This is a genomic window from Reinekea sp., from assembly GCF_982785585.1.
Genome location: NZ_CEYAVF010000006.1, coordinates 3,587 through 29,747, shown reverse-complemented (window position 1 = coordinate 29,747; position 26,161 = coordinate 3,587). Strand labels below are relative to the sequence as shown.

At 51.4% G+C, this 26,161-nt stretch carries 39 protein-coding genes; 5 read left to right on the top strand and 34 right to left on the bottom strand.

Annotation, left to right across the window (positions count from 1 at the left end):
* Nucleotides 1-112 precede the first annotated feature (112 nt).
* Entirely contained in the window at nt 113-2,785 is a 2,673-nt protein-coding gene (locus AC4FIC_RS04260) for a winged helix-turn-helix domain-containing protein (protein WP_273285503.1), read from the top strand.
* 73 nt (nt 2,786-2,858) lie between these two features.
* On the opposite strand, the gene rplQ is transcribed toward AC4FIC_RS04260, so the two are convergent.
* From rplQ to rpsJ, 28 genes are all read right to left on the bottom strand, one after another.
* Entirely contained in the window at nt 2,859-3,248 is a 390-nt protein-coding gene (gene rplQ, locus AC4FIC_RS04255; protein WP_100255936.1) for a 50S ribosomal protein L17, read from the bottom strand.
* Between the two features lie 30 nt (nt 3,249-3,278).
* Nucleotides 3,279-4,280: a DNA-directed RNA polymerase subunit alpha gene (locus AC4FIC_RS04250; protein WP_100255935.1), complete on the bottom strand. Its 1,002-nt coding sequence runs from the start codon at nt 4,278-4,280 to the stop codon at nt 3,279-3,281.
* 23 nt (nt 4,281-4,303) lie between these two features.
* On the bottom strand, nt 4,304-4,924 hold the full coding sequence (rpsD, locus tag AC4FIC_RS04245; protein WP_100255934.1) for a 30S ribosomal protein S4: 621 nt from the start codon (nt 4,922-4,924) through the stop codon (nt 4,304-4,306).
* Between the two features lie 18 nt (nt 4,925-4,942).
* A complete protein-coding gene (gene rpsK, locus AC4FIC_RS04240) occupies nt 4,943-5,332 on the bottom strand; it encodes a 30S ribosomal protein S11 (protein WP_100255933.1) in 390 nt (129 codons plus the stop codon).
* 41 nt (nt 5,333-5,373) lie between these two features.
* Nucleotides 5,374-5,730 (bottom strand): 30S ribosomal protein S13, encoded by a 357-nt coding sequence (gene rpsM, locus AC4FIC_RS04235; protein WP_100255932.1) that lies wholly within the window; start codon nt 5,728-5,730, stop codon nt 5,374-5,376.
* A gap of 136 nt (nt 5,731-5,866) precedes the next feature.
* Nucleotides 5,867-5,980 (bottom strand): 50S ribosomal protein L36, encoded by a 114-nt coding sequence (rpmJ, locus tag AC4FIC_RS04230; RefSeq protein WP_100255931.1) that lies wholly within the window; start codon nt 5,978-5,980, stop codon nt 5,867-5,869.
* A 26-nt stretch (nt 5,981-6,006) separates the two neighbouring features.
* Nucleotides 6,007-7,329 carry a preprotein translocase subunit SecY gene (gene secY / locus AC4FIC_RS04225; protein ID WP_100255930.1) on the bottom strand — a complete coding sequence of 441 codons (1,323 nt, stop codon included), beginning with the start codon at nt 7,327-7,329 and terminating at the stop codon, nt 6,007-6,009.
* A gap of 6 nt (nt 7,330-7,335) precedes the next feature.
* The gene (rplO, locus tag AC4FIC_RS04220) at nt 7,336-7,770 is read right to left on the bottom strand and encodes a 50S ribosomal protein L15 (protein WP_100255929.1); all 435 of its coding nucleotides are present in this window, start codon (nt 7,768-7,770) and stop codon (nt 7,336-7,338) included.
* A gap of 4 nt (nt 7,771-7,774) precedes the next feature.
* Nucleotides 7,775-7,960, bottom strand: a complete 186-nt coding sequence (gene rpmD, locus AC4FIC_RS04215; protein WP_100255928.1) for a 50S ribosomal protein L30 — start codon at nt 7,958-7,960, stop codon at nt 7,775-7,777.
* Between the two features lie 3 nt (nt 7,961-7,963).
* Nucleotides 7,964-8,470, bottom strand: coding sequence for a 30S ribosomal protein S5 (gene rpsE / locus AC4FIC_RS04210; RefSeq protein ID WP_100255927.1), 507 nt, complete (start codon nt 8,468-8,470; stop codon nt 7,964-7,966).
* A gap of 10 nt (nt 8,471-8,480) precedes the next feature.
* Nucleotides 8,481-8,831 carry a 50S ribosomal protein L18 gene (gene rplR, locus AC4FIC_RS04205; protein WP_100255926.1) on the bottom strand — a complete coding sequence of 117 codons (351 nt, stop codon included), beginning with the start codon at nt 8,829-8,831 and terminating at the stop codon, nt 8,481-8,483.
* Nucleotides 8,832-8,842: 11 nt separating this feature from the next.
* Entirely contained in the window at nt 8,843-9,376 is a 534-nt protein-coding gene (rplF, locus tag AC4FIC_RS04200; RefSeq protein WP_100255925.1) for a 50S ribosomal protein L6, read from the bottom strand.
* A gap of 14 nt (nt 9,377-9,390) precedes the next feature.
* Entirely contained in the window at nt 9,391-9,783 is a 393-nt protein-coding gene (rpsH, locus tag AC4FIC_RS04195; RefSeq protein WP_100255924.1) for a 30S ribosomal protein S8, read from the bottom strand.
* A 73-nt stretch (nt 9,784-9,856) separates the two neighbouring features.
* Nucleotides 9,857-10,162, bottom strand: a complete 306-nt coding sequence (gene rpsN / locus AC4FIC_RS04190) for a 30S ribosomal protein S14 (protein ID WP_100255923.1) — start codon at nt 10,160-10,162, stop codon at nt 9,857-9,859.
* Nucleotides 10,163-10,173: 11 nt separating this feature from the next.
* On the bottom strand, nt 10,174-10,713 hold the full coding sequence (gene rplE, locus AC4FIC_RS04185) for a 50S ribosomal protein L5 (RefSeq protein ID WP_100255922.1): 540 nt from the start codon (nt 10,711-10,713) through the stop codon (nt 10,174-10,176).
* Between the two features lie 11 nt (nt 10,714-10,724).
* Nucleotides 10,725-11,054, bottom strand: a complete 330-nt coding sequence (rplX, locus tag AC4FIC_RS04180) for a 50S ribosomal protein L24 (protein ID WP_100255921.1) — start codon at nt 11,052-11,054, stop codon at nt 10,725-10,727.
* A 51-nt stretch (nt 11,055-11,105) separates the two neighbouring features.
* Nucleotides 11,106-11,474 (bottom strand): 50S ribosomal protein L14, encoded by a 369-nt coding sequence (gene rplN, locus AC4FIC_RS04175; protein WP_100255920.1) that lies wholly within the window; start codon nt 11,472-11,474, stop codon nt 11,106-11,108.
* A 16-nt stretch (nt 11,475-11,490) separates the two neighbouring features.
* A complete protein-coding gene (gene rpsQ, locus AC4FIC_RS04170; RefSeq protein ID WP_100255919.1) occupies nt 11,491-11,751 on the bottom strand; it encodes a 30S ribosomal protein S17 in 261 nt (86 codons plus the stop codon).
* Between the two features lies 1 nt (nt 11,752).
* The gene (gene rpmC / locus AC4FIC_RS04165; protein ID WP_100255918.1) at nt 11,753-11,944 is read right to left on the bottom strand and encodes a 50S ribosomal protein L29; all 192 of its coding nucleotides are present in this window, start codon (nt 11,942-11,944) and stop codon (nt 11,753-11,755) included.
* Nucleotides 11,944-12,357, bottom strand: coding sequence for a 50S ribosomal protein L16 (rplP, locus tag AC4FIC_RS04160; protein WP_100255917.1), 414 nt, complete (start codon nt 12,355-12,357; stop codon nt 11,944-11,946). Before rplP ends, rpmC begins: the two co-directional genes overlap by 1 nt.
* An 11-nt stretch (nt 12,358-12,368) precedes the next feature.
* Nucleotides 12,369-13,055, bottom strand: coding sequence for a 30S ribosomal protein S3 (gene rpsC, locus AC4FIC_RS04155; RefSeq protein WP_100255916.1), 687 nt, complete (start codon nt 13,053-13,055; stop codon nt 12,369-12,371).
* Nucleotides 13,056-13,069: 14 nt separating this feature from the next.
* Nucleotides 13,070-13,405: a 50S ribosomal protein L22 gene (rplV, locus tag AC4FIC_RS04150; RefSeq protein ID WP_100258664.1), complete on the bottom strand. Its 336-nt coding sequence runs from the start codon at nt 13,403-13,405 to the stop codon at nt 13,070-13,072.
* Nucleotides 13,406-13,417: 12 nt separating this feature from the next.
* Complete coding sequence (rpsS, locus tag AC4FIC_RS04145; RefSeq protein ID WP_100255915.1) at nt 13,418-13,693, bottom strand: 30S ribosomal protein S19; 276 nt, start codon at nt 13,691-13,693, stop codon at nt 13,418-13,420.
* A gap of 20 nt (nt 13,694-13,713) precedes the next feature.
* Nucleotides 13,714-14,538 (bottom strand): 50S ribosomal protein L2, encoded by an 825-nt coding sequence (gene rplB, locus AC4FIC_RS04140; protein ID WP_100255914.1) that lies wholly within the window; start codon nt 14,536-14,538, stop codon nt 13,714-13,716.
* 17 nt (nt 14,539-14,555) lie between these two features.
* Nucleotides 14,556-14,852, bottom strand: coding sequence for a 50S ribosomal protein L23 (gene rplW / locus AC4FIC_RS04135; protein WP_100255913.1), 297 nt, complete (start codon nt 14,850-14,852; stop codon nt 14,556-14,558).
* Nucleotides 14,849-15,457 (bottom strand): 50S ribosomal protein L4, encoded by a 609-nt coding sequence (rplD, locus tag AC4FIC_RS04130; protein ID WP_100255912.1) that lies wholly within the window; start codon nt 15,455-15,457, stop codon nt 14,849-14,851. The genes rplW and rplD overlap by 4 nt, the downstream gene beginning before the upstream one ends.
* 11 nt (nt 15,458-15,468) lie before the next feature.
* Complete coding sequence (gene rplC / locus AC4FIC_RS04125) at nt 15,469-16,101, bottom strand: 50S ribosomal protein L3 (RefSeq protein ID WP_100255911.1); 633 nt, start codon at nt 16,099-16,101, stop codon at nt 15,469-15,471.
* Between the two features lie 105 nt (nt 16,102-16,206).
* A complete protein-coding gene (gene rpsJ, locus AC4FIC_RS04120) occupies nt 16,207-16,518 on the bottom strand; it encodes a 30S ribosomal protein S10 (protein WP_100255910.1) in 312 nt (103 codons plus the stop codon).
* 386 nt (nt 16,519-16,904) lie between these two features.
* Between rpsJ and cls the strand changes: the two genes are divergently transcribed.
* The gene (gene cls, locus AC4FIC_RS04115) at nt 16,905-18,347 is read left to right on the top strand and encodes a cardiolipin synthase (protein WP_100255909.1); all 1,443 of its coding nucleotides are present in this window, start codon (nt 16,905-16,907) and stop codon (nt 18,345-18,347) included.
* Between the two features lie 54 nt (nt 18,348-18,401).
* On the opposite strand, the gene AC4FIC_RS04110 is transcribed toward cls, so the two are convergent.
* Together AC4FIC_RS04110 and AC4FIC_RS04105 are read right to left on the bottom strand one after the other, a co-directional pair.
* Entirely contained in the window at nt 18,402-19,049 is a 648-nt protein-coding gene (locus AC4FIC_RS04110; RefSeq protein WP_100255908.1) for an MBL fold metallo-hydrolase, read from the bottom strand.
* An 81-nt stretch (nt 19,050-19,130) separates the two neighbouring features.
* Nucleotides 19,131-19,751 carry an alpha/beta fold hydrolase gene (locus AC4FIC_RS04105; protein WP_145980208.1) on the bottom strand — a complete coding sequence of 207 codons (621 nt, stop codon included), beginning with the start codon at nt 19,749-19,751 and terminating at the stop codon, nt 19,131-19,133.
* Between the two features lie 291 nt (nt 19,752-20,042).
* On the opposite strand from AC4FIC_RS04105, the gene AC4FIC_RS04100 reads away from it, so the two are divergent.
* Nucleotides 20,043-20,867: a hypothetical protein gene (locus AC4FIC_RS04100; protein ID WP_100255907.1), complete on the top strand. Its 825-nt coding sequence runs from the start codon at nt 20,043-20,045 to the stop codon at nt 20,865-20,867.
* A 55-nt stretch (nt 20,868-20,922) separates the two neighbouring features.
* Here AC4FIC_RS04100 and AC4FIC_RS04095 read toward each other — a convergent pair whose 3' ends face one another.
* The gene (locus AC4FIC_RS04095) at nt 20,923-22,518 is read right to left on the bottom strand and encodes a GMC family oxidoreductase (protein WP_100255906.1); all 1,596 of its coding nucleotides are present in this window, start codon (nt 22,516-22,518) and stop codon (nt 20,923-20,925) included.
* 129 nt (nt 22,519-22,647) lie between these two features.
* Between AC4FIC_RS04095 and AC4FIC_RS04090 the strand changes: the two genes are divergently transcribed.
* Nucleotides 22,648-22,911 carry a hypothetical protein gene (locus AC4FIC_RS04090; RefSeq protein WP_476194806.1) on the top strand — a complete coding sequence of 88 codons (264 nt, stop codon included), beginning with the start codon at nt 22,648-22,650 and terminating at the stop codon, nt 22,909-22,911.
* On the opposite strand, the gene AC4FIC_RS04085 is transcribed toward AC4FIC_RS04090, so the two are convergent.
* From AC4FIC_RS04085 to AC4FIC_RS04075, 3 genes are all read right to left on the bottom strand, one after another.
* Complete coding sequence (locus AC4FIC_RS04085) at nt 22,892-23,080, bottom strand: DUF1289 domain-containing protein (protein WP_476194807.1); 189 nt, start codon at nt 23,078-23,080, stop codon at nt 22,892-22,894. The two genes, AC4FIC_RS04090 and AC4FIC_RS04085, sit on opposite strands and share 20 nt — an antisense overlap.
* 78 nt (nt 23,081-23,158) lie before the next feature.
* A complete protein-coding gene (locus AC4FIC_RS04080) occupies nt 23,159-24,286 on the bottom strand; it encodes a PilT/PilU family type 4a pilus ATPase (RefSeq protein WP_273285528.1) in 1,128 nt (375 codons plus the stop codon).
* Nucleotides 24,287-24,382: 96 nt separating this feature from the next.
* Nucleotides 24,383-25,417, bottom strand: coding sequence for a type IV pilus twitching motility protein PilT (locus AC4FIC_RS04075; protein WP_273285530.1), 1,035 nt, complete (start codon nt 25,415-25,417; stop codon nt 24,383-24,385).
* Between the two features lie 127 nt (nt 25,418-25,544).
* Between AC4FIC_RS04075 and AC4FIC_RS04070 the strand changes: the two genes are divergently transcribed.
* Nucleotides 25,545-26,161, top strand: a 617-nt coding sequence (locus AC4FIC_RS04070) for a YggS family pyridoxal phosphate-dependent enzyme (protein ID WP_476194808.1), incomplete at its 3' end; no start/stop codon positions are given.

Below are 26,161 nucleotides of genomic sequence, written 5' to 3'. Positions count from 1 at the left end.
CTGTGCGTCCCCGCATAACATGCCGTTGCCATTAATCTGCTAACGATTTGGCCTTTTATGGCGATTTAACGCTAAAATGTACCATCCATTCATCTTTAGTATATTGCCCACCATGTACTCGATTGACCGCCTTCAAAGCCAATACCGCATACTGCCGTCGAAGATCAATCGACCACCATTGCCAAAAGGCCATATATCCCGCGAGCAATTAGTGGCGCGGCTCAATCTCGCTCAATCCAAGCAGTGTATTAGCGTGCTCGCCCCCGCCGGCTTCGGCAAATCAACCCTATTGGCGGAATGGGCCAGTCAGGCAGACCAGAGTACCGTTTGGTACAGTCTTGATGAGTTAGACAACGACCTCAGTCGTTTTTGCTCCTATCTCTTCGTTGCCGTGCGCAAAGCCTTTCCGCAAGTGCATAGCCAGTTTTTCGAAAATGAGAAACACTTCATTAACGAAAACCAATCACCCATAGTGCGCCATCTGGTTCTGTTGTTGTCCGCCATACCCGGACCGTCGGCTCTAATATTGGACGACTGCCAGGCCATCACGAACCCGGTCATTTGGCAAATTATCGAACTCACATTGGCCCAACTTCCTAGCCGCCTTACGTTGATACTGGGCTCGCGCACTCGGTCGCCGATTGGCATAAAACGGTTACGAAGCGCTGATCAGATTCAGCAGTTCGATATTCTCGACATTAAATTCAGCCAAACGGACACAGAGCGGTTTCTAACGCGCAACCTGCCTCAGTACAGTCTTGAGCAGGCGCAAAAGCTGGTCAGCAAGGAGATGAGCGGCTGGGTTGCCGGCTTGCAACTGTGTTTAATCAGTCACAACCAGTATGGCGCTGGCGCAATCCCCGAGTCAGGCGAATCACAGAAAAGCCAGCGCCTGATACAGGATTATCTGATCGAGGAAGTCCTTAAGAATACCGACGAGCAGACATTGGGATTTCTCTACGCGACGGTAATCTGCCGGCGTTTCTCAGTCGAGTTGGCTAACGAGTTAACGGCAGGGCTCAATGCCGACCTTATTATCGATAAATTGCAACGTGAACAGCTGTTTATCCTGCCTGAGGGCACCGCAGAGCCTTGGTATCGCTATCACAGTATGTTTCGGCACAGCCTTCTCGCCATTGTCACCAAACAAAGACCCCTGGCAATTGATCAACTGCATATCAAAGCAGCCTATTGGTGGGTAACGCGGGATTACTATGCGGAGGCGGCCGAGCATATCTTGGCCTCAGGGAGTTTGTCCGCACTGCAGGACTTTCTGACCCAATATGGCTGGTTACTCTATGGCAGTGGCAAGTTGCTAACGCTCGGCCAGTGTTTTGAACAGCTGCCTAGGGCCAGAGTTCTTCAAGACACACCGCTGGCGATTCTATTGTGCTGGACGCTACTAAACGATCACCAACCGGATCTGGCCCGGCAAAGCTTGTTACAGGCTAAAGCCAAAGCGCAGGGGCCACTCAGCAAGACACTGTGCTCTGCTTTTTATGCATTGGAGGCCCTGTTCGCGCAATCACTTGGCGAGCCAATGCAGGCACTAGATTTAGCCCAGGCTGCTCTGGCAACGGCCAGTAATGAAATGTTCTGGGAAAGGTCCCATGCTTTGCTGGTTATTGCGGAGGCGCACCATGACCTTGGTCAATTAAGCCGATCAATCGCAAGCGCCGTTCAGGCCATTGTGCTTTGCACAGAAAATCAATTTCAGACCCAAACGGCGCAGGCATATTACCTGCTCGCCTCTGCCTATATGGCAATAGGTAATAACAGTGGCGCTGCAGAACCATTGGACAAGGCACTTGCTGTTGCTGCTAACGGGGGCTTATCGAGTCTATTTGCCTCTGAGGCTCTTTGTTGGGCCCAAACCAAACTGCTCAGTAGCGCTGGGCAATACGACACTGCGCTGTCGTTACTCACCCAGGACAGCAATAGCCCGTCAGTATCGGCCAGCACCTGGCAATTACCGCTGCAAACTGCGCGGCTGCAACTACTCTTAAGCGCCAACGCGGATCGGGGCCGCCTTACCGACGCGGCCACCAAGCTAAGCGGGATGCGGACCTCGAAATGCATGAAAACCGACTGGCGGTTGGCGGCTGATCAGGCATTATTGTTATGGCAAGCCATGTCGGTTAGAACTTCTGTAGCCTGTGGTTCTGGAAGCCCTAAAGTTGGTCGATGGGATAGGAGTGCGTCCTTGGAAGAGTCGATCGCGCCGTTAATCGCACTGCTCCTCAAAGACTCTATCCCCATCTCGTTGCCCGGGGACATTTGCAACCTGATAGAACACAACGAAGACTTTGCAGGATCAACAACAGGCCTCAAGATTAGACTCTTATTAGCGATCTGCTATAGGCGGATGGATCAACCTCGCGCTGCTAAATTGGCTTTACTGGAGGCTCTTGAATGGTGCTCAGCAGAGCCGAATATTGGTCTCGTAGCCTGTTATAAGAACAGTCTCGGCTTGCCCTTACTCGAACAGGGCGACCTACTCGATAGCGCTGCAGGCCAATGGTTGTTCCTTTATCGACCCAACCAGAGCGAACTGGATGACCAGCAGCTTACCCTAAGAACGGCCTTACTAACGGCCAAAGAATGGGCTGTCATCGCCTTGTTGGCTGACCAGTTGAAGAATGATCAGATCGCCATCCTATTAGGGATACAAGCCAACACGGTGCGCAGCCACTTGAAAAACATTAATCGCAAATTACGGGTGACGGGACGCACCGAGGCTATCGCGCAGGCAAGGGCAGCCCTGCGCATGCGCAAACGGGCATAATCGAAGCTGGTTAATTGCAGGCGAAAAAAAACCCGGTAAAGACCGGGTTTTTTATCAGACGGTTGTTTTGAAACTAGACTTCGCTGACAACTTCAGCTTCGACTACATTTCGTACAACCAGTTCAACGATTGCCATCGGTGCACTATCACCAGCGCGGTAACCGCACTTCAGTACACGCAAATAACCGCCGGGACGACCCTGGAAACGGGGACCCAGATCGGTGAACAACTTTCCAACCATTGCTTTTGAACGTGTGCGATCGAAAGCCAGACGGCGATTAGCGACAGAATCGTTCTTCGCTAATGTTATCAATGGCTCTGCAAAACGACGCAGTTCTTTTGCCTTAGGCAAGGTCGTTTTAATTACTTCATGCTCAAACAAACTGTTAGCCATATTCTGAAACATGGCCTTACGGTGAGCACTGGTTCGATTAAAGTGACGACCAATTTTACGATGACGCATTTCTAAATTCCTTACCAGCCAGACTCAAGGTCACGCAAGCACCTTGTCGTCGTTCTTTAAACTTGCAGGCGGCCATGACTCTAGGACCATACCCAGTGACAGACCCTTGGATGCCAAAACGTCTTTAATTTCAGTTAAAGACTTCTTCCCCAGGTTAGGGGTTTTTAGCAGTTCAACCTCGGTGCGCTGAATTAGATCCCCAATGTAGTATATGTTCTCTGCTTTGAGGCAGTTCGCACTACGTACCGTGAGTTCAAGATCATCGACCGGACGAAGAAGAATAGGATCAATCTTATCTTCTTCTTTCTCTTGTACAGCTTCAGCCTGATGATCCAAGTCGACGAATGCTGCTACTTGCTGTTGCAAGATAGTGGCAGAGCGGCGGATGGCTTCTTCAGGATCCAATGTACCGTTGGTTTCCAGTTCAATAATCAATTTATCTAAGTCTGTACGCTGCTCAACCCGCGCGTTTTCAACGCTGTAAGCAACCCGCACGACCGGGCTATAAGTAGCATCCAACTGCAAGCGACCAATTGGTTTACTCTCGCCTTCTTCGCTGCTTCGGGATTCAGCCGGAACATAACCGCGACCGACAGTCACCTTCAACGTCATACTGACGTTTCCGGCGGTGCCCATGTGCGCAATAATATGCTCTGGGTTAGCTATTTCAACACCGTGATCCAGCTGGATATCACCAGCTGTTAAAGTACCGGCACCAACTTTTTTCAAAGTCAGAGTGCACTCATCACGATCGAATAACTTAACAGCAACGTCTTTCAGGTTGAGCAGGATTTCCTGAACATCTTCCTGAACGCCTTCGATGGTACTGTATTCGTGTAGAACACCGTCGATTTCAACTTCGGTGATCGCCGCGCCTGGCATAGACGACAGCAGAATACGACGCAGTGCGCTGCCTAAAGTGTGACCAAAGCCACGTTCGAGAGGTTCGAGCGTGATTTTGGCACGGTTCGCACTTACTTCTTGCACATCGATGTGACGTGGCGTCAAAAAGTCGTTAACTGAACGCTGCATAGTTGCCCCTATTTGCAGTGAGATTACTTAGAGTACAATTCCACAATCAAGTTTTCGTTGATGTCTTGTGAAAGCTCAGAACGCTCTGGAACAGAGTTGAACTTACCTTCCATTTTCTTGGCATCAACTTCAACCCAAGTTACCGTGGTACGTGAAGCCGCAACATCCAATGCGTTTTTAACGCGCAATTGTGTGAGTGACTTTTCACGAACGGATACGATATCTCCGGGTCCGACTTGGTATGACGGAATGTTAACCGCCTGGCCATTTACCAGAATTGCCTTGTGTGATACTAACTGGCGCGATTCCGCGCGAGTAACACCAAAACCCATTCGATAAACAACATTATCTAAACGTCGCTCTAACAGTTGCAACAGGTTCTCACCGGTTGCACCCTTGATTCGAGCCGCGTCTGCGTAGTAGTTACGGAATTGCTTTTCAAGCACACCATAAATACGACGGACTTTCTGCTTTTCACGAAGCTGAATGCCATAATCGGATAACCGAGTACGACGTGCACCGTGAACGCCTGGTACTGTTTCGATCTTGCACTTAGAATCAAGTGCTCGAACGCCACTTTTCAGGAATAAGTCAGTGCCTTCACGACGAGACAGCTTACACTTTGGGCCAATATAACGTGCCATAAAACTCTGTCTCCTATATTAAACGCGACGCTTCTTGGGCGGGCGACATCCATTATGAGGAATCGGTGTCACATCAGTAATGTTACTGATGCGATATCCCACCGCGTTTAGTGCGCGTACCGCAGATTCACGACCTGGACCTGGACCTTTAACTTCCACATCCAAATTCTTAAGACCATATTCCTGTGCAGCGGTACCAGCTCGCTCAGCGGCGATCTGTGCTGCAAATGGAGTGCTCTTACGCGATCCACGGAAACCGGAGCCACCAGCAGTTGCCCAACTCAGGGTATTGCCTTGGCGGTCCGTGATGGTCACGATGGTGTTATTAAAAGAAGCGTGGATATGCGCAATGCCATCCGCCACTTGCTTTTTCACCTTCTTTCGTGCCTTCGTACCTGGCTTTGCCATCTTCGATTTCCTATGTTAAAACTTATGTGTGCGAATCAAACTTAGCGTTTGATTGGCTTCTTAGGACCTTTACGGGTACGTGCGTTGTTCTTCGTGTTCTGTCCGCGAACGGGCAGATTACGACGATGACGTATTCCGCGATTACATCCCAAATCCATCAAGCGCTTGATGTTCATTTGAACGTCACGGCGCAGATCACCTTCAACAGTGTATTCACCGACTGTTGTGCGAATCTCGTCGAGTTTAGACTCGTCAAGATTGGACACTTTCGTGGTTGGCTCTATGCCTACTGACTTACAGATGTCATTAGCACGGGTGCGACCAATTCCGAAGATATAGGTCAGCGAAATCACCGCATGCTTATTGTCAGGTATATTGACGCCTGCTATACGGGCCATTCAACTTACTCCGTCTATTAATAAGATTAATAAGGCAGCTACCTTATCTTTATGCATATTTCCCCCAAGGGTTCTGGGGGCGCGAAAGGATACCGCTTGCTCTATCTAAAAGCAAGCCTATCCGAGTAATTGCTAATTACCCTTGACGTTGCTTGTGCTTTGGATCTGTACAGATCACACGCACCGCACCGTTTCGGCGAACAATCTTGCAGTTACGGCAGATTTTCTTTACGGATGCACGTACTTTCATGCTTAACTCCACCAAATTACCGGGTCTTAAAAAAGATTTCCGGTTGATTTCAAATTTGCCTTCTTCATCAGCGATGAATACTGATGCGACATCAAGTGACTTTGTACTTGAGCCATGAAGTCCATGACAACAACAACCACGATCAGCAAAGAAGTACCACCTAAGTAAAAGGGTACGTTCACTGCCATGACCAGGCCTTGGGGCAATAGCGACACAGTAGTAATGTACAGAGCACCAAAGAAGGTCAGTCGCGCTGAAACACCATCGATATAGCGTGAAGTTTGCTCACCTGGGCGTATGCCCGGGATGAACGCACCAGAACGTTTTAGGTTCTCAGCTACGTCTTTAGGGTTAAAGGTGACGGCGGTATAGAAATAGCAGAAGAATACGACTGCTAAAGCGAACAACACCAAATAGAGCGGTTGATTCGGACCGAGCAATATTGCCACGTCCTGCAACCACCCCATACCTTCGTTCTGACCAAACCAATTACCCAGTGATGCTGGAAACAGCAAGATACTGGATGCAAAAATTGGTGGGATCACACCAGCCATATTAACCTTAAGAGGCAAATGACTGCTTTGTGCCTGAAACACTTTACGACCTTGCTGACGCTTGGCGTAATTGATAGTAATCCGACGTTGCCCACGCTCGATAAACACGATAAAGGCAACAACGGCTATCGCAAACAGACCAACAACCAACAGGGCTATGATGCTCAGGTCGCCCAAACGGGCTGACTCAAAACTTTGCCCAATCGCTCCGGGTAAACCCGCAACAATACCGGCGAAGATCAACAAGGAAATACCATTTCCGATACCACGTTCAGTAATCTGCTCACCCAGCCACATTAAGAACATCGTTCCGGTCGTAAAGGTAATGACCGCAACGAAGTAGAAGCTTAGGCTCGCAGCAAACGCGATCCCTTGGCTCGCTAGTCCCGCTGATATAGCAAAGGACTGAACCAATGCCAGCACCAGAGTAAAGTAACGAGTGTACTGAGACATCTTACGACGTCCTGATTCACCCTCTTTCTTCAACTGCTCAAGCTGTGGGCTTACGACAGTTAGCAGCTGCATGATAATCGACGCGCTAATATAGGGCATAATGCCTAATGCGAAGATACTCATACGCTCAAGCGAGCCACCAGAAAACATATTGATCATGCTCAAAATGGTATCTTGGTTACGCTCGAATAATGCCGCTAACTGCTCCGGGTTTATCCCAGGTACGGGGATGTGGGCACCGATTCGATATACCAGCAAAGCCAGCAGAACGAAACGAAGGCGAGCCCAAAGCTCGCCCAACCCACCACCACTAGTTCCTGACGGTAGTCCTTGTTTGGTCATAAGGTGCTATTCCTCTACCTTGCCGCCTGCTGCTTCGATTGCTGCTTTTGCACCCTTGGTGACTTTCAAGCCTTTCACTGTAACAGCGGACTTGATTTCACCAGAAAGGATAACGCGAGCGCGGAGAATCTTGTGCCCAATTAAATCGGCATCTTTCAACGCGTTCAGGTCCACAACATCGCCTTCAACCATGGTCAATTCGTGTAACCGAATCTCAGCAACATAAGCTGCTTTGCGCGAGTTAAAACCAAACTTTGGCAGACGACGCTGCAATGGCATTTGACCGCCTTCAAAGCCGGGTTTAACCGAACCACCTGAACGAGACTTCAAACCTTTGTGTCCGCGACCGGCGGTCTTACCCAGACCAGAACCGATACCACGGCCAACACGTTTTGGAGCTTTTTTAGCACCATCGGCCGGGCTTAATGTATTTAAAAACATCCTATTACCCCTCAACTACGCGCACAAGATAGTGCACTTTGTTGATCATGCCGCGGACTGAAGGTGTATCTTCCAGCTCACGAACTTGATTTATTTTGCTCAGACCTAAGCCTTTTACCGATAACCGGTGCTTAGGCTGGGCGCCAATGGGACTACGGACTAATTGCACTTTCAATGTCTTGCTAGCCATGGTTTACCCTCGTAACTTTTCAACAGACAGACCGCGTTTAGCAGCGATGTCTTCGGGTGAACGCATCATCGACAGACCCTTAACAGTTGCGCGAACAACGTTAGCCGGGTTGGTCGAGCCATAACACTTCGCCAGGATATTATGAACACCAGCAACTTCAAGTACGGCACGCATTGCGCCGCCGGCGATTACGCCAGTACCATCGGTAGCAGGTTTCATGAAGATCTTGGATCCGCCATGACGTGCTGTTACGGGATATTGTAATGTGCCGTCGACTATATTCACTTCAACCATGTTTCTGCGAGCAGCGTCCATGGCCTTCTGAATTGCAACTGGAACTTCTTTAGCCTTACCGCGACCAAAGCCGACCTTACCATTACCATCACCCACGACGGTTAAAGCTGTGAAACCGAAGATACGGCCACCTTTAACCACTTTTGCGACACGGTTGACCTGAACTAATTTTTCTAGCAGATCGCCGGCAGCTTGGGATTGATCATTATTCGCCATCATTCACACCTTAGAATTTCAGGCCGCCTTCACGGGCCGCGTCTGCTAATGCTTTAATTCGACCATGGTATTTAAACCCTGACCGATCAAAAGCTACCTGTTCGATACCCGCTGCTTTAGCACGTTCTGCTATTAAAGCGCCAACTTTGGCTGCGGCTTCGACATTACTTGTTGCGCCGGTGCGCAGAGTCACGTCCAATGTTGATGCATTGGCCAGAACTTCACTACCACTCGGTGCAATAATCTGCGCGTATATGTGCAAGTTTGTGCGGCTGACACACAAACGATGCACACGCAGATCGGAAATTTTTACGCGGCTTCGACGAGCACGGCGTAAACGGGAAACTTTCTTTTCGCTCATAACCTATGCCCTTACTTTTTCTTAGCTTCTTTACGACGAACGGATTCGTCAGAGTAGCGGACACCCTTGCCTTTATAAGGCTCTGGCGGACGGAACGCACGGATTTCTGCGGCGGCTTGTCCGAGTAACTGCTTGTCGGCACTTTTCAACACGATTTCCGTGTTGGTCGGCGTTTCGGCAGATACACCTACAGGTAGGACGTAGTCGACAGGATGTGAAAAACCTAAGGTCAAGTTAACTGACTTGTCACCGGCTTTAGCTCGGTAACCGACACCAATCAACGTAAGTTTTTTCACAAAGCCGGTTGTTACACCCACCATCATGTTATTGATCAGAGCACGCATGGTGCCTGACATTGCGTGAGCAATCTTGCCGCCGTCACGTGGTAAGAAGGTCAGTTCTTCGCCTTCTTGATTCACTTCAACGGAGGCGTGCAGAGCCTGAACTAAGGTTCCCGCACCGCTTTTGACAGTAATAGAATTACTTGTCAGCGTAACTTCAACACCGGACGGTATTGTCACAGGAGATTTTGCTATTCGAGACATCGCTAATATACTCCTTAGAAGACTTCACAAAGGATTTCGCCACCGACACCAGCAGAACGAGCTGCTCGGTCAGTCATGACACCCTTAGAAGTGGAAATAATAGCGATACCCAATCCGCCTGATACATTAGGCAGATCCTGTGAACCACAGTATTGACGTAGGCCAGGACGGGAAACACGTTTGATTGACTCTATGACTGGTCTGCCTTCGAAATATTTCAGTTCGATGGTCAGTATCAGCTTGGCTTCACCTTCTACAGAGAAGACACCGATAAAACCCTCTTGCTTCAATACTTCCGCGACTGCAACCTTCTGTTTAGAAGATGGCATTACGACAGCAGCATGGCCGGAACGCTGGGCGTTACGAATACGAGTTAACATATCCGCAAGCGTATCTTGCATACTCATTTGAATATAACCTCTAAGTTCAGCTAAAACGCGGTAGCTGGGAGTATAAAACCCCCAGCCCAGGCCGTTTTGCTTACCAACTTGCTTTTTTAAGCCCCGGAACATTGCCTAACATGGCTTGTTCACGAAGCATGTTTCGAGAAAGACCAAACTTGCGATAAACGCCGTGTGGTCGACCCGTCATCTGACAACGGCGCTGCATTCTAACAGGACTTGCGTCTTTTGGAAGCTTTTGCAGTGCAATTTGTGCAGTCCAGGTATCTTCCGGGGAAGTACTTGGGTCTTTGATAGTTGCTTTCAGTGCTGCGCGTTTAACCGCGTATTTGGCAACTGTCTTTTCACGCCTTGCTTCGCGAGCTTTCATACTCTCTTTAGCCATGTACCTACCCCTTAACTTTTAAATGGAAAGGACAGCGCTTTCAATAGAGCGAGGCCTTCATCATTGGTGCGAGCACTGGTTGTGATAGTGATATCCAAACCACGCAATTTATCTACCTTGTCGTACTCAATCTCAGGAAAGATAATCTGCTCTTTAACACCCATGCTGTAGTTGCCACGACCATCAAATGACTTGGGGTTAATACCCCGGAAGTCACGTACACGCGGCAAAGAGATGTCAACCAGGCGGTCCAGGAATTCCCACATACGCGCTTTGCGCAGGGTAACCTTGGCGCCGATTGGCCAACCTTCACGAATTTTGAATCCGGCAACAGATTTACGAGCGTTAGTCACTACTATCTTTTGACCAGATATAGCTTCTAAATCTCGAACAGCGTTATCCATCTGTTTTTTGTCGCCAATCGCTTCACCGACACCCATGTTCAAGGTTACTTTGGTGACGCGAGGAACTTGCATAACGTTCTCGTATCCGAACTCTGCTTGCAGTGCGGCTACAACGTCACTTTTGTATAGAGCTTTAAGTCTAGACATAGTCGTACCCCTTATTCACCAATAACCTTGTGCGTGGATTTAAAAACGCGGACCTTGCTACCATCTTCTTTAACGTCAAAACCAACTCGGTCGCCCTTGCTGGTTTCTGGGTTGAAGATCGCAACATTTGATGCTTGGATCGGCGCTTCACGCTCAACGATTCCACCCTGAACACCTGCCTGGGGATTCGGTTTGACGTGCTTCTTATTCAGGTTAATACCTGTGATAAGAAACTTAGTGCCGTTCTTGTCACCCAAGATCACTTTAGAGATCTTGCCGCGTTTGCCTTTGTCTTTACCGGCGATAACGATGACTTCGTCGCCTTTAATCAATTTACGCATTTATAGTCTCTACTTCCTGCTTCCGTCTCGTAAAAAAACCCCCTAAGGGGTTTATAGTACTTCCGGTGCCAGGGAAATGATTTTCATGAATTTTTCAGTACGGAGTTCACGCGTCACTGGACCGAAGATACGAGTACCTACCGGCGCCAGGTTGGCGTTTAACAATACCGCTGAGTTCACATCGAAACGGATAATTGAGCCATCCGGACGACGAACACCTTTCTTAGTGCGCACTACGACCGCGTTCATTACTTGACCTTTCTTCACTTTTCCGCGAGGAACGGCTTCTTTTACAGAAACCTTGATCAAGTCGCCAACGTTGGCGTAACGACGGTGTGAACCACCTAAAACTTTAATGCATTGGACACGTTTGGCACCGCTGTTGTCAGCTACGTCCAATACGGATTCTGTTTGGATCATCTCTCAAACTCCCGAATTAAACGCGAACTGCGCGTTCATCAATACGAACCAACCGCCAAGTCTTAGTCTTGGACATAGGACGGCACTCTTCGACTGTTACTGTATCGCCCAGGCTACACTCATTCTTTTCATCATGAGCATGTAGCTTGGTTGAACGCTTAACGAATTTCCCGTAAATCGGGTGCTTCACTTTGCGTTCAAGCAATATAGTGACAGTCTTGTCAGCTTTAGAGCTGACCACTTGACCAGTTACGGTACGAGCTGTAGTTTCAGACATATCAGGCACCTGCTTTCTCGTTCAGTACAGTTTTAACGCGAGCAATGTCCCTACGGACCTGCTTAAGCAAATGGTTCTGGGTCAATTGGCCCGTCGCCCGTTGCATGCGATATTTAAATTGACCGCGCAGCAAGTCCAACAGAGTGCCTTTAAGCTCTTCTACTGACTTTTCACGAAGATCTTTAGCGTTCATCACATCACCTGTCGCTTAACAAAAATAGTTGGGACTGGGATCTTCGCAGCTGCTAAGCGGAACGCTTCGCGTGCGATTTCTTCAGTTACACCAGCCATTTCAAAAAGAACTTTACCGGGCTGAATCTGGCAAACCCAGTACTCAACGTTACCCTTACCCTTACCTTGACGAACCTCGAGAGGCTTCTTGGTAATTGGCTTATCTGGGAATACGCGAATCCAGATTTTACCGCCCCGCTTAACGTGACGTGTCATAGCTCGACGTCCCGCTTCGATTTGACGTGCAGTAAGTCGACCACGACCGACCGACTTCAGTGCGTACTCACCGAAGCTTACCTTACTTCCACGTTCTGCCAGACCGCGGTTGCGGCCTTTCATCATCTTACGAAACTTTGTACGTTTTGGTTGTAACATCTACGTACCCCTTATCGCTTAACGGCTTTCTTAGGCTGACTTTTGGCTTGAGCACGAACAGTTTCTATGCCACCCAAAATTTCACCTTTGAAAATCCAAACTTTTACGCCAATCACACCATAAGTAGTGTGCGCTTCGGCAGTCGAGTAATCGATATCGGCACGCAGAGTGTGCAATGGCACGCGACCTTCCAGGTACCACTCATTACGAGCGATTTCAGCGCCGCCTAAGCGACCACTTACCTGAACACGGATACCTTGAGCACCCGAACGCATTGCATTCTGCATCGCACGCTTCATGGCACGACGAAACATAACGCGTCGTTCCAATTGGCTAGCGATTGACTGAGCAACCAATTTACCGTCTAAGTCGGGCTTGCGAATCTCTTCGATGTTGATGTGTACAGGAATGCCCATCATTTTGGTCAATTCTTGACGCAGCACTTCAACATCTTCACCTTTCTTACCGATGACAATACCTGGTCGAGCGGTATGAATGAAGATTTTCGCGTTCTGCGCAGGTCGTTCAATAACGATCTTGCTAACAGAAGCCTTCTCTAATTTCTTTTCTAAGTAGCGACGAACTTTAATGTCGTTCAGCAGCTTCTCAGAATAGGTATCTGAACCTGCATACCAGACCGAATTATGGTCTTTGGTGATGCCGAGACGGATACCAGTCGGATGAACCTTTTGACCCATTAGAATGTCTCCTCTTAATTCAGCTCGGCAACTTTGACCGTAATATGGCTCGTACGTTTTAAGATACGATCCGCTCGGCCCTTCGCACGTGGGCTAATTCGCTTCATCGTCACGCCTTCATCAATGAAGACCGTTGTAACTGCGAGTTCATCTACGTCCGCACCATTGTTATGCTCAGCGTTTGCAATTGCAGACTCTAAAACCTTCTTAACTAGCTCTGCGCCTTTTTTAGGGCAGAACGTTAATATGTCCAAAGCTTCAGCAACCGACTTACCGCGAATCAAGCCCGCGATTAGACGGCCTTTCTGAGCAGACAGACGTGCACCGCGTAATACAGCTTGTGTTTCCATCATATCCGCCCCTTAGCGCTTAGCCTTTTTGTCCGCAGCATGACCTTTGAAAGTGCGAGTTAATGCAAACTCGCCCAATTTGTGACCGACCATATCTTCGGTAACAAACACCGGTACATGTTGACGGCCATTATGGACTGCAAAGGTCAACCCAACAAAATCTGGGAAGATTGTGGAGCGACGCGACCAAGTCTTAATTGGTCGTTTTTCGCCCGCTTCCAGTGCAGCCTCTACCTTTTTCATCAAGTGCAGGTCGACAAATGGACCTTTCTTAAGTGAACGTGGCACAGCCTTTTCCTCTTAAATAATTACTTAGAACGACGACGGACAATATACTTGTCTGTACGCTTGTTCGAGCGTGTTTTGTAACCCTTGGTCGGAACGCCCCAAGGAGTAACTGGGTGTCGGCCACCAGAAGTACGACCTTCACCACCACCGTGCGGGTGATCCACCGGGTTCATGGCAACACCACGGACCGTTGGACGTATACCGCGCCAGCGAGAAGCACCTGCTTTGCCGAGTTGGCGTAAGCTGTGTTCTGAGTTGCTCACTTCGCCTAACGTAGCGCGGCAGTCAGCAAGCACTTTACGCATTTCGCCAGAGCGAAGACGTAAGGTAGCGTAGGTACCTTCACGGGCAACCAACTGAATCGATGTACCGGCTGAACGAGCCATCTGCCCGCCTTTACCTGGCTTCATCTCAACGTTATGGATGACCGAACCGACCGGAATACTGCGCAACGGCATGGAGTTACCAATTTTGATCGGAGCGTGTTCACCAGAAACTATCTTGTCACCAGCTTTTAAGCCAGTTGGTGCCAAGATATAGCGACGCTCACCATCTAAATAGCAAACCAATGCGATGTGTGCGGTACGGTTTGGATCGTATTCCAGACGTTCAACATTTGCGACAATGCCATCTTTGTTGCGTTTGAAATCAACTAAACGATAGTGCTGCTTATGACCGCCACCAATGTGACGAGTCGTAATGCGACCGTTGTTATTACGACCACCGGATTTGGACTTCTTCTCAAGAAGGGCTGCGTGAGGCGCACCTTTGTGCAACTCAGCTCCAACAACCTTAGTGAGGTGACGACGTCCGGGGGACGTCGGTTTTGCTTTGACTATTGCCATTGCTCGAGACCCCTACCTTATTCTGCTGCCAGGAAATCAATTTCCTGACCTGCAGCTAGACGAACGTAAGCTTTCTTGATGTCATTACGCTTGCCGACACCTCGTTGTGTGCGCTTGGTTTTACCCTTTTGTATAAGAGTACGGACACAATCAACTTTCACTTCAAAAAGCTGCTCTACAGCTTTTTTAATTTCAAGTTTAGAAGCATCGTTAGCCACACGAAATACGTACTGACTATTACCTTCCGCTACGATTGTTGCCTTTTCCGAGATGTGAGGACCGAAAACGACTTGATAGACACGTTCCTGGTTCATGCGAACACCTCCTGAAGCTTCTCAATCGCCGCAACAGTGATCACAACCTTATCATAAGCTACGAGATTCACTGGGTTAAGCCCGGCGACATCGCTTACTTCAACGTGTGGAACGTTACGTGAAGACAGATATAGATTCTGATCAACTTCGTCAGCAATAATCAATGCACTTGTGACATCGAGTTCTTTCATTTTTGCCAAAAACGCTTTTGTTTTAGGCTGATCGAAATTCATATCGGCCACTACAATTAAACGCTCTTGACGAACCAACTCAGACAAGATCGACTTCATAGCACCGCGATACATTTTGCGGTTAACTTTCTGCGACCAGTCTTGTGATTTTCTGGCGAACGTATGACCGCCACCAACCCATATAGGCGAACGAATAGTACCGGCGCGCGCGCGGCCTGTACCCTTCTGACGCCAGGGCTTAGCACCGCCACCAGCAACTTCAGAGCGAGTTTTAGTACCGACTGTGCCTTGACGGGCACCGGCTAAAAACGCTGTGACGACCTGATGTACTAATGCTTCATTAAATTCGTTACCGAAGGTTGCTTCGTTTAACTCAACCTTGGCGCTAGCATTGCCAGCAACTTGAATATCCATTGCTACCTCTCTCAGCTCTTAACCGCAGGTTGAACGAAAACGTGTGAACCAGTTGCACCTGGAACAGCACCCTTGATGAGCAGCAAATTGCGCTCGACATCGACACGGACGACTTCTAAAGATTGAGTTGTTGAACGCTCAGCACCCATGTGACCTGCCATTTTCTTACCTTTCCAGACCCGACCAGGCGTCTGGCACTGACCGATAGAACCGGGCGCGCGGTGAGAAAGGGAGTTACCGTGAGTGGCGTCTTGCATACTAAAGTTGTGGCGCTTAATCGCACCAGCGAAGCCTTTACCCTTGGAGGTTCCGGTCACATCAACTTTTTGACCCGCGGTAAACAATTCAACAGTTAGCTCTTTACCCGCTTCGTATTCGGAAGCATCTGCAACTGTGAATTCGCGTGTCAGTACACCCATCTCAACATTAGACTTCGCAAAATGACCTGCCTCTGCTTTGCTAATCTGATTTGTACGCTTCGTGCCAGCGGTGAGCTGGAGAGCGACATAGCCATCGACTTCGACAGATTTAATCTGTGAAATACGATTAGGCTTAACTTCTACGACCGTGACTGGTATGGAACTGCCTTCTTCAGTGAAGACACGAGTCATACCCGCTTTTCGGCCAATCAAACCAATTGACATCTTTATTTCCTCTATGTACGGGGCTAAAACCCGCTATGGCCGCTCCGGACCGCCTTTCGACAGTAAAGAGCCGTTACAGTAGAGATATCTACTTTTTACTTGAAATCAGCCGAGACTAATTTGAATATCCACACCAGCTGCCAAATCCAACTTCCGCAGTGCATCCACTGTTTTCTCGGTTGGTTCGACAATATCGAGCATGCGCTTGTGAGTACGAATTTCGTACTGATCACGCGCATCCTTGTTCACGTGTGGAGAGACCAGCACAGTGAAGCGCTCTTTACGTGTAGGGAGTGGAATAGGTCCACGCACCTGCGCGCCTGTACGCTTCGCCGTGTCGACAATTTCTTGAGTCGACGCATCAATCAAACGATGATCGAAAGCTTTCAAGCGAATTCTGATCTTTTGGTTCTGCATGTGACCAAAGCTCCAAGATTGTTAAACAGCGTTAATACCCCCAAATTTGAGGGACGCGTATTGTATGTATACTGAGCAGCAGAGTCAATGCACCCGTGAAGTTAAATAAAGACCCTGCAAAACAATCACTTACAGCCGATTTCAGGGCAATTTGAGGCTAATTCCTTAAAAAATATGCCCTCCTTTGACGCCTCTAATCCGATAAAATCAGGCATGCGGCTGGGTCTATTGCTATCATTAAAGCCTGCCTGGGTTCGCCTGTGACGGATTGGCCCAGGCTCTTATGGTTGGGTACTACTGCGGCGCAGCTGTGATCAGACAAATGTCTTTTACGCCCTGACTTGCACGCTAAACTAACGGTTACGTCCCTAGGGATATGGGTCACGATGAGATGGGATTGGCTGGGGTCACTCGGCTTGCTCGTATACGTCACCGCACTGGTGGCACTGAGTCTGCGTATTCTTCTAAAACGCCGACCCCTCGGCAGCACTTTAGCTTGGCTCTTGTTGGTCTATACTCTGCCGATACTTGGCATCTTCTGCTATTTGCTCCTAGGTGAACATTACCTCGGCCGCATGCGCGCCGAGCGGGCCAAGCGACAGTACCAATTCTATTCGCTTTGGTTACAACGCATCCTATCGACACAACGCGCCCTGCTCCCGCCCCAGCAGTCCCTCGGCCCGGTGATGGAACTGACTCGCAGCAGTATTGGCATGCCCGCCCTGTCCTGCAGCCAATGGGCCCTATTCGATGCCGCCGACGGATTGTTTGAGAGCCTGAAAGTCGACATTGACCAAGCCCAGACCGTCATATTCCTCGAGTTCTATATTCTTGACGACCAGGGCCAGGTGGTGAATATCCTGGCCGCCTTGGCTGCCGCGTCACAACGCGGCGTCCAGGTCCATCTGATGCTCGATAGCGTTGGCTCGCACCGGTTTTTGCGCAGCCAGCGCTGCCAGCGTTTGATCCGAGCGGGGGTACAGGTACTGGAAGTGCTCTACGCCAATGTCTTGCGTATGAGCCTGCGTCGTCAGGACCTGCGTCAGCATCGGAAATTGATCGCCATCGATAATCGCATTGCCTATACCGGATCGATGAACCTGGCCGACCCCGCGTTCTTTAATGCGCATATGGGAGTCGGTTCGTGGGTTGATATCATGGTTAAAATTCAAGGCGATATCGCCAAGCTCGTGCAAGGCACGCTGGTTTTTGACTGGGAAATGGAAACCGGTGTGCGCCTAGCGGATAGCTTAGCCAACCCCACTTTTGCTGAGCGCCACGCGAACCTGATGCAATTATTGCCGAGCGGCCCCGCCCTGGATGAGGAAATACTGCTCCAGGTATTGCTCACTGCGATCCACAATGCCCGCCAACGAATCGTGCTCACCACACCCTACTTTGTACCTGATGAGTCGTTGCTGCAGGCCCTTAAATCGGCGGGCAAGCGCGGGCTCGATGTGACCGTCATCGTACCCCGTAAAAACAACAGTAAGTTGGCCCAATATGCCGGGCGATCTTTTTATCAGGAACTATTGTTGGCGGGGGTCGTGATCCGACGCTTTACCGATGGCCTGCTGCACACCAAAACGGTGATCGTGGACGATCACCTGGTCTTGATCGGCTCGGTTAATCTCGACATGCGCTCTATCTGGCTCAACTTTGAAGCCACTCTGGTGGTCGACGATGTCGCCTTCTGCGAACAGGTGCGCGCCATTACCGACGGTTACTGTCGCCGCTCCGAACAACTGCTGCTCAGCGACTGGCATCAGCGGCCCGTGTACCAGCGTGTAGCGGAGAGCTTGGCGCAACTGGCCAGCCCATTGCTATAGCCGCCCGAGAGGGCTCGGGAGGGATCATGATGCCAGCGGCTTGAGCGAAAAACCTTAGCCAAACTTATAATCGGCGACAAAGGGGTTGGTCTTGCGCTCAACTCCGAAGGTCGACTCAGGACCGTGGCCGGGAATAAAGTTCACATCATCGCCCAGCGGCCAAAGCTTTTCGGTAATGGAGGCAATAAGGGTCGCGTGATCGCCCTTGGGGAAGTCGGTCCGGCCAATTGATCCGGCAAAGATAACATCGCCCACCCAAGCCAGCTGCTGCTTGGCATGATAAAAGATGACGTGGCCCGGCGTATGCCCTGGCGCCGAAATGACCGCTAGGCTCTCCGCTCCGACCTGAACTGTATCGCCATCGTTCAACCAGCTGTCGGGTAACACATTGCGCAGACCGGTCAGGCCGTAGCTGCGGCTCTGTGCTTCTATGCCCGCAAGCCAAAAATCATCGGCCTGGGCCGGTCCAATGACTGGCAAACCGAGCTGCTCGCGCAGGTCCTGCGCGCCACCGGCGTGATCCAGATGGCCATGGGTTAACCAGATTGCGGTCAGCGTTAACCCTAACGCCTCGACTTGGTGCCGCAGCACGCTAACATCACCACCGGCGTCAATGAGCACCGCTTCCCGGCTCTGGTCACACCACACAAGCGAGCAATTTTGTTGAAAGGCTGTTACCGGTATTATTTTATAACGGAGCACGCAGTCACCTTTGGTAAAAGTTAGATTTGACGATCAGTATAGGATAAGGCCCCATTAGAGCCCACCCCAATTAGCTCTCTGTTAGCGTGCTGCCATCTGATGAATGAATCGACTGGTTCGTTCGATGGCGTTGTCCAAATGCGCCGTGTGCGTGCAGCCACTGGCTTTACGTGGCTTGAGATCATGGTCACCATCGGTAAACCAATCGATGTGCACATTGCTCGGCAAACGATATTGCGCGACATCGGCGCGATTGCCCATCGAATCGCGCTCGCCTTGGCAAATCAATACCGGAGATTCAACGGTCTGAAAGTGATCCACCCGGACCTTTTCCGGCTTGCCCAAAGCATGAAATGGATACCCGAGCACCACCACCCCGGCATAGGACTGCTCTGCAGCCAGTACCGTGGCCATCCGTCCACCCATCGACTTACCGCCAATGATAACCCGAGACAGGTTGACCTGCTCAATGACCTGTTTGAAGTGGTCGAGCAGCTTGGGTTGTCGATCGGGTGGTCGCCGCTTGCCGGTGTCGCGCTTTTTCTGCATATAGGGAAATTCAAACCGCACGACGCGAATGCCGCGCTCGGCCAGACCGGTCGCGACCCGATTCATAAACTCAGAATCCATACCCGCCCCGGCGCCATGGGCAAAAATGAAGGTGGGTCCACCCAGGTCGCCATTGATGATTAGTTGCTGCACCAGCTCTACCTCGTAATGGCTAAATTATTTTCGAACAATGCTAAACGACTGTTGGTGAAATACAATTAAGCAAATTGATTATCTAATTAGCATGTCAGCGGCCCGGTCTGCTAAAGACACTGTTGATCGGCCAATAATACTCTAGAATAGGATAGATATTTCGCGCCTACACCGCGCGTCGCCCTGACTCGGCGGCAACGGACTTTTGCCCTAGGGCCTGCAGTCCCAGTAATCGGTTGGCCCACTGGCCGGCCTTAATGGGTCAAGCTACCCCGGAACAGGATCGATTTCATGACAGACTCATCGTTGGCACAGTGCGGCAACTTGGCTCGGCTCGCTTTTTTCGCCCTTCTTGGCCTTGCTGGCCTGAGCGGCTGTGCTGCAATTAATATTCAGGATGTCGACCCGGATCAGCTCGATATCAAAGTTCGATTGAATCAGGGCGCGTCACTGAGCGAACTGGATGTCTTTTTAACTCGAGGGCTTTGGGCCCAACCGGTGCGGATGAACGGTGCCCAAATCTCCGTGGCCTATGCCGATGGGTCGACCGAGGCGCTGATCGCCAGCAATCAAAGAGGCCGCTATGGTTTGCGGTCCAGAGACTCAGGCCTGATCACCGATCTGCAGGTTGATACGGTAGGCCGCCAAAGCTTGCCCCTTATCGCCGCCGTGCGCATATCCGAGGATAATAGTTTCGACGGTCAGACTTTTTTTAAGGATGATGTCATCACCTTAAATCTAACCGAGTCAGCCGGTGACGAGCGCTATTTAATAGCCTCCGGACGCTGTGGCAACACCGATTACCGCAGCGCGCAAAAAATCACCGATCGAGCGACGACCTTGACGGTGAAGCTAGGGGATATCATGAAACGGGTGAACAATGCGGCGGAGGCGGATCTAAATGGCATCATTCCGATCACCCTGACCTTGGAGGAGCGCTATCAACCCATCTGGACCCCGCCCTTTAAAATCGACAAACTCGCTGCGAGCGATTCGGTGCAGTTTCAGCTAGACACCTCCGGCTTTCGGGTGCGCGCCGAGGTCAGGTTGCAAGTGGGGAATAGCCTGATGATGCAGTTCCAGAATCAAACCTGGGATACGCAATTCTGCCTTTAGCTCGGCACGACGATGTGCAAAAGCGGCCGTTTGCTCTGACTAAGTCGACTAATGACTAGTTCGCATAGCTCGCCTTGATCAGATCGGCCGCCTTTTCAGCGATCATAATGGTCGGTGCGCTGGTATTGCCACCGATTAGGGTTGGCATCACCGAGGCGTCGACCACGCGCAATCCGGTCATACCCTGAACGCGCAGTTGTGCATCGACCACCGCCAAACGGTCCTGGCCCATGCGGCAAGTGCCCACCGGATGATAGACCGTATCGGCTCGGCGGCGGATCTCGGCGATCAGTTGCGCATCGGTCAGGGCGTGGGTTGGCTGCATTTCCGTGGCCGCATATTGCCCCAGCGGCGCCGCCGCCATGATCCGCTGCATTAAGCGTACGCCGCGCAGCAACGCGGCAACGTCAGCCTCGGTGGCAAGAAAGTTGGGATGAATCAAGGGCGCGTCCAGCGGATTGGCCGAGGCCAGCTGCACCCAGCCGCGACTGGTCGGGCGCAGCACACAGGCGTGACAGCTGACCCCATGGTAAGGCGACAGGCTACGAGCGTGGTTTTGCAGTATCCCGACGACAAAATGAAGTTGAATATCGGGTCGATCGAGACTCGGATCGGTCTTTAAAAAGCCACCGGCTTCGGCGCCATTGGTGCTCATCAGGCTGTTCGGGTTGCCCCGGCTAAAACGCCAGACATCACGCAACAGGTGCCAGATACCGATCGGCGACGCGCCCAATACGTCGCGCAGTAGCGCACGATAGCTGGTTACAAAGTCCGGATGATCGACCAAATTCTGCCCTACGCCGGGCAGCTCATGCACCACAGCAATGCCGTGACTGGCCAAGTGCTCGGCCGGCCCGATACCCGATAAGAGCAACAGCTGCGGGCTATTAAAGGTACCGGCGCTGAGAATAACCTCGCGCCGGCAGTTCAGGCTCTGGCGCTGCCCGCCGATTAACAGCTCTACCCCTCGGCACTGTTTCGCCACGGTCAACAAGCGCAAGACGCGTGCTTGGGTCAACACCGTTAGATTGGGTCGTGCCAACGCCGGGTGTAAATAGGCCGTGGCACTGCTGCAGCGCCGACCGTTCTGTTGGGTCACCTGATAGCTACCGACGCCTTCCTGATCGCTACCATTAAAGTCGCTGTTTTCCTTAAAACCGGCAGCACGGCCGGCCGCTACAAAGGCCGTTCGGGCACCCGCTGGGCTGGTCAGGTCGGCGACATTCAGGGGCCCACCTTGGCCGTGCAGTGGGCCCTGGAGTCGTTCGTTGTGTTCGGATTTTTTAAAGTAGGGGAGGACATCTAACCAAGACCAGCCGGCATTACCCAGCGCGGCCCAATCGTCATAATCCTGCTGATGGCCGCGCACATAAATCATCGCGTTAATGGCACTGGAACCGCCCAGGGTTTTGCCCCGTGGCTGGTAACCGCGTCGGTTGCCGAGGCCGGGTTGGGGGATGGTCTTGTAGGCATAGTTGAGATAAGGCGTGGGCACCGTAACAATCATGCCGAAGGGCATATGGATCGCCATAGAACGGTCGGTGGCACCAAATTCCACCAGGGCAACACTCACCTGCGGATCCTCGCTCAGTCGATTGGCCAACACCGCTCCGGCTGAACCGCCGCCAACAATGATGAAATCAAATTCCATACTCGCCTACTCCTGTACTGATCGATAGACCATAGCGGGTATTTTGCCGTAAAGGCAAGCTTGCCGATACATCACATCAGGGCCATGGTTTATACTCTGGGCAGTGGTTATATATAAAGGGGAGCTCAGATGGAATTAGGTGGCGTCGGACTGGTCATGCTGGTCGTGGTGTTTATTTACTATTTGCGCATGGTCGGTAGGCGCATGGCCAGCCGGCAACGTAAGGATCAGATTAGCCTGATCCTGGAAAAGGTGGGCATTCTGGAGTCGGTTGCCCAGGATCGCAAAGCGCTGCTCATCGTTGAGCAGGCCCAGCAGACCCACCCCAACCAACCTCGACTCGCCCAGGCGCGGGCGCGGATCCAAGCGCGGCTCAGCAGCGTTGAATCGTAATCAGTCGATGCTCGGCCCGATCTAGGATCTGTTGTTGCTCTGCCGGACTGACAATGGACCAGTTCTTGATGTCCGCCAATGACCGACCGCAGCCGAGACAGGTGTCTGCGTCGTCCAGCGTGCACAGCTTCACACAGGGGCTTTGGAGTCGGGTATAGGTGTTGCTCATGGTCGCGACACCGCATAATAGGTGTGAGCGGACCATTGCGCGCGCGACTGGGGTGCGCCACGCAGTAGCGCCCTGTTGTTAATAGTCATCTGAATCCTGAATACTCAATTTGGCCGCTTGGCCGCTTAAATGATGTGGGTCGGTTTCCTGATCCAATTTGATCATCAGACGCAGATCGTTTTCGGAATCGGCATGGGCCAGGGCATCCTCATAGGTCAGTTCCCCGCGACTGTACCCTTTAAACAGTGCCTGATCAAAGGTTTGCATGCCTAGCTCGGGAGATTTGGCCATCAGGTCTTTTAACAGATGGACATCGCCCTTACGGATGTGATCGGATACCAGAGGGGTATTGATCAACACCTCGATCACCGCCTTACGACCCAGACCGTCCGGTGTCGGCACCAACTGCTGCGCGACGATGGCTTTCAGATTGAGTGATAGATCCATCCACAGCTGCCGCTGCCGCTCGTGGGGGAAGAAATGCATGATCCGATCGAGCGCCTGGTTGGCGTTATTAGCGTGCAGGGTTGCCAAACAGAGGTGCCCGGTTTCGGCAAAGGTCATCGCATATTCCATGGTTTCGCGCGTACGCACTTCGCCAATCATAATTACATCGGGCGCCTGGCGCAGGGTGTTCTTGAGCGCCACTTCAAAGCTGTCGGTGTCGATGCCCACTTCCCGCTGAGTCACGATGCTGCCTTCGTGCTGATGTATAAATTCAATCGGGTCCTCGATGGAAATAATGTGACCCTTAGAGTTGCGATTTCGATGCCCGATCATCGCCGCCAGGCTAGTCGACTTGCCGGTCCCGGTTGCGCCGACAAAGATCAACAGGCCCCGCTTGGTCATGGCCAGCTTTTTAATCACATCGGGCAGGCCCAATTCTTCGATCCGTGGAATACGAGTTTCGATGCGGCGCAAGACCATACCGGCGAGGTTGCGCTGATGAAAGGCACTGCATCGGAACCGACCAATGCCGCGCGCCGAGACTGCGAAGTTGCACTCTTGGGTGTCATTGAATTCAATGCGCTGCCGGTCGGTCATTACCGACAAGACCAGCTCGCGCGTTTTTTCAGGACTGAGCGGGGTCTTGGTGACCGGGATCACCTGGCCATTCACCTTCATGCTCGGAGGTACACCCGCCGTTATAAAGAGGTCAGAGGCGCCCTTTTCTACCATCAGGCGAAGCAGCTTGTCGAATTCCATGGTGTTTCCTATCGTATTCGCAGGTTAGGCGTTGGTATCCCAAAGACTGATCACCGATCCCGTACCCAGCACCCGAAGACCGGTCTAATGACCCACTTAAAAGCTTTCCGGTTGCTTGGCTTTCGAGCGCGCTATGTCACGATGCACGGTGCCGCGTTGGACCAGGTTCTGCAGGCACTGATCGAGTGTTTGCATGCCATGTTGTGCACCGGTTTGAATCGCAGAGTACATCTGGGCGACCTTGTCTTCGCGGATTAGGTTACGAATGGCCGGCGTGCCAATCAGAATTTCGTGCGCCGCCACACGGCCGCCCCCGGTTTTCTTAAGCAGGGTTTGTGAGACCACCGCCATTAGGGATTCTGACAGCATCGAACGCACCATCGACTTTTCCGCGCCGGGAAATACGTCGACGATGCGGTCAATCGTCTTGGCGGCCGATTGGGTGTGCAGGGTGCCAAACACCATATGGCCGGTCTCGGCGGCTTCCAATGCCAAGCGAATGGTTTCCAGATCGCGCATTTCGCCGACCAGAATGATATCCGGATCTTCACGCAAGGCTGAGCGCAGGGCCGAACTGAAGCCCAGCGTATCGCGGTGGACTTCGCGCTGGTTCACCAGGCATTTTTTCGACTCATGGACAAATTCGATCGGGTCTTCGATGGTCAGGATATGTTCGTACTTGGTTTCATTGATGTAATTCACCATCGCAGCCAGGGTCGTCGACTTACCCGAGCCGGTTGGGCCGGTGACCAGACAGATACCGCGCGCGGTATCAGCGATGTCTTTAAACACCTGACCCATACCAAGGTCTTCCATGGTCAGCACCTTGGAGGGGATGGTCCGAAAGACGGCACCGGAACCCCGATTATGATTGAAGGCATTAACCCGAAAACGCGCCACCCCTGGCACTTCAAAGGAAAAGTCGGTTTCGAAAAACTCTTCGAAATCCTTCCGTTGGCGATCGTTCATGATGTCATAGATTAGGCCATGAACTTCCTTATGACCCATGGGCGGTAGGTTGATTCGACGTACGTCGCCATCGACCCGGATCATCGGCGGCAGACCTGCAGACAGATGCAGATCGGAGGCATTTTGCTTTGCGCTAAAGGCCAGCAATTCGGTTATGTCCATTCAAAACTCCGAAAACGTGAACAGTATTATTCTGCAGCCGGTGTTTTTGCTACACTCAACCACTCTAGTGAGCGTAGCACAGCCCGCAAAAAGGCCGACATTGGCCACCCAATAATAGAGCGATTTCATGACAAAGATGCTGATGAGTTCACGTTTAGCCGACGTCAATCACCGAATTGAACTGGCCTGTGATCAGGCCCAACGAGCGCGTTCGTCGGTCACCCTGCTCGCGGTCAGTAAAACCAAACCGCTCGCCGATCTAGTCACGGCCTACCAGGCGGGACAGCGGCACTTTGCCGAAAATTACGCCCAGGAAGCCGTCGATAAAGCCGAGGCGGCTCCGTTTGACGACGCTATTTGGCACTTTATCGGGCCGTTACAATCGAATAAGAGCCGCGGCATTGCCGAGCAATTCGATTGGCTGCACAGCATGGATCGCTTTAAGCTGGCACAACGCCTGAATGACCAGCGCCCGGCAGAGAAAGCGCCACTCAATCTGCTGATCCAAGTGAACATCAGTCAAGATCCGGCAAAGTCGGGCGTTAAGCCCGATCAGGTGGCGGTCTTAGCAACGCAAATCTTGGCGCTGCCCCGGCTGCAATTTCGCGGTCTCATGGCGATCCCGGCAGCGGATTTGCCCTTGGCCACTCTGACGGCGCAGTTCCAAGAATTGAAAAGGCTGCAACAAAGCCTCATAAAGGACTTTCCCGAGTGCACCGAGTTGTCGATCGGCATGAGCGGTGA

Coding starts and splice junctions, on each gene's coding strand:
- AC4FIC_RS04260 (WP_273285503.1), top strand. CDS start 113: ATGTACTCGATTGACCGCCTTCAAAGCCAATACCGCATACTGCCGTCG.
- rplQ (WP_100255936.1), bottom strand. CDS start 3,248: ATGCGTCATCGTAAAATTGGTCGTCACTTTAATCGAACCAGTGCTCAC.
- AC4FIC_RS04250 (WP_100255935.1), bottom strand. CDS start 4,280: ATGCAGCGTTCAGTTAACGACTTTTTGACGCCACGTCACATCGATGTG.
- rpsD (WP_100255934.1), bottom strand. CDS start 4,924: ATGGCACGTTATATTGGCCCAAAGTGTAAGCTGTCTCGTCGTGAAGGC.
- rpsK (WP_100255933.1), bottom strand. CDS start 5,332: ATGGCAAAGCCAGGTACGAAGGCACGAAAGAAGGTGAAAAAGCAAGTG.
- rpsM (WP_100255932.1), bottom strand. CDS start 5,730: ATGGCCCGTATAGCAGGCGTCAATATACCTGACAATAAGCATGCGGTG.
- rpmJ (WP_100255931.1), bottom strand. CDS start 5,980: ATGAAAGTACGTGCATCCGTAAAGAAAATCTGCCGTAACTGCAAGATT.
- secY (WP_100255930.1), bottom strand. CDS start 7,329: ATGACCAAACAAGGACTACCGTCAGGAACTAGTGGTGGTGGGTTGGGC.
- rplO (WP_100255929.1), bottom strand. CDS start 7,770: ATGTTTTTAAATACATTAAGCCCGGCCGATGGTGCTAAAAAAGCTCCA.
- rpmD (WP_100255928.1), bottom strand. CDS start 7,960: ATGGCTAGCAAGACATTGAAAGTGCAATTAGTCCGTAGTCCCATTGGC.
- rpsE (WP_100255927.1), bottom strand. CDS start 8,470: ATGGCGAATAATGATCAATCCCAAGCTGCCGGCGATCTGCTAGAAAAA.
- rplR (WP_100255926.1), bottom strand. CDS start 8,831: ATGAGCGAAAAGAAAGTTTCCCGTTTACGCCGTGCTCGTCGAAGCCGC.
- rplF (WP_100255925.1), bottom strand. CDS start 9,376: ATGTCTCGAATAGCAAAATCTCCTGTGACAATACCGTCCGGTGTTGAA.
- rpsH (WP_100255924.1), bottom strand. CDS start 9,783: ATGAGTATGCAAGATACGCTTGCGGATATGTTAACTCGTATTCGTAAC.
- rpsN (WP_100255923.1), bottom strand. CDS start 10,162: ATGGCTAAAGAGAGTATGAAAGCTCGCGAAGCAAGGCGTGAAAAGACA.
- rplE (WP_100255922.1), bottom strand. CDS start 10,713: ATGTCTAGACTTAAAGCTCTATACAAAAGTGACGTTGTAGCCGCACTG.
- rplX (WP_100255921.1), bottom strand. CDS start 11,054: ATGCGTAAATTGATTAAAGGCGACGAAGTCATCGTTATCGCCGGTAAA.
- rplN (WP_100255920.1), bottom strand. CDS start 11,474: ATGATCCAAACAGAATCCGTATTGGACGTAGCTGACAACAGCGGTGCC.
- rpsQ (WP_100255919.1), bottom strand. CDS start 11,751: ATGTCTGAAACTACAGCTCGTACCGTAACTGGTCAAGTGGTCAGCTCT.
- rpmC (WP_100255918.1), bottom strand. CDS start 11,944: ATGAACGCTAAAGATCTTCGTGAAAAGTCAGTAGAAGAGCTTAAAGGC.
- rplP (WP_100255917.1), bottom strand. CDS start 12,357: ATGTTACAACCAAAACGTACAAAGTTTCGTAAGATGATGAAAGGCCGC.
- rpsC (WP_100255916.1), bottom strand. CDS start 13,055: ATGGGTCAAAAGGTTCATCCGACTGGTATCCGTCTCGGCATCACCAAA.
- rplV (WP_100258664.1), bottom strand. CDS start 13,405: ATGGAAACACAAGCTGTATTACGCGGTGCACGTCTGTCTGCTCAGAAA.
- rplB (WP_100255914.1), bottom strand. CDS start 14,538: ATGGCAATAGTCAAAGCAAAACCGACGTCCCCCGGACGTCGTCACCTC.
- rplW (WP_100255913.1), bottom strand. CDS start 14,852: ATGAACCAGGAACGTGTCTATCAAGTCGTTTTCGGTCCTCACATCTCG.
- rplD (WP_100255912.1), bottom strand. CDS start 15,457: ATGGATATTCAAGTTGCTGGCAATGCTAGCGCCAAGGTTGAGTTAAAC.
- rplC (WP_100255911.1), bottom strand. CDS start 16,101: ATGTCAATTGGTTTGATTGGCCGAAAAGCGGGTATGACTCGTGTCTTC.
- rpsJ (WP_100255910.1), bottom strand. CDS start 16,518: ATGCAGAACCAAAAGATCAGAATTCGCTTGAAAGCTTTCGATCATCGT.
- cls (WP_100255909.1), top strand. CDS start 16,905: ATGAGATGGGATTGGCTGGGGTCACTCGGCTTGCTCGTATACGTCACC.
- AC4FIC_RS04100 (WP_100255907.1), top strand. CDS start 20,043: ATGACAGACTCATCGTTGGCACAGTGCGGCAACTTGGCTCGGCTCGCT.
- AC4FIC_RS04095 (WP_100255906.1), bottom strand. CDS start 22,518: ATGGAATTTGATTTCATCATTGTTGGCGGCGGTTCAGCCGGAGCGGTG.
- AC4FIC_RS04090 (WP_476194806.1), top strand. CDS start 22,648: ATGGAATTAGGTGGCGTCGGACTGGTCATGCTGGTCGTGGTGTTTATT.
- AC4FIC_RS04085 (WP_476194807.1), bottom strand. CDS start 23,080: ATGAGCAACACCTATACCCGACTCCAAAGCCCCTGTGTGAAGCTGTGC.
- AC4FIC_RS04080 (WP_273285528.1), bottom strand. CDS start 24,286: ATGGAATTCGACAAGCTGCTTCGCCTGATGGTAGAAAAGGGCGCCTCT.
- AC4FIC_RS04075 (WP_273285530.1), bottom strand. CDS start 25,417: ATGGACATAACCGAATTGCTGGCCTTTAGCGCAAAGCAAAATGCCTCC.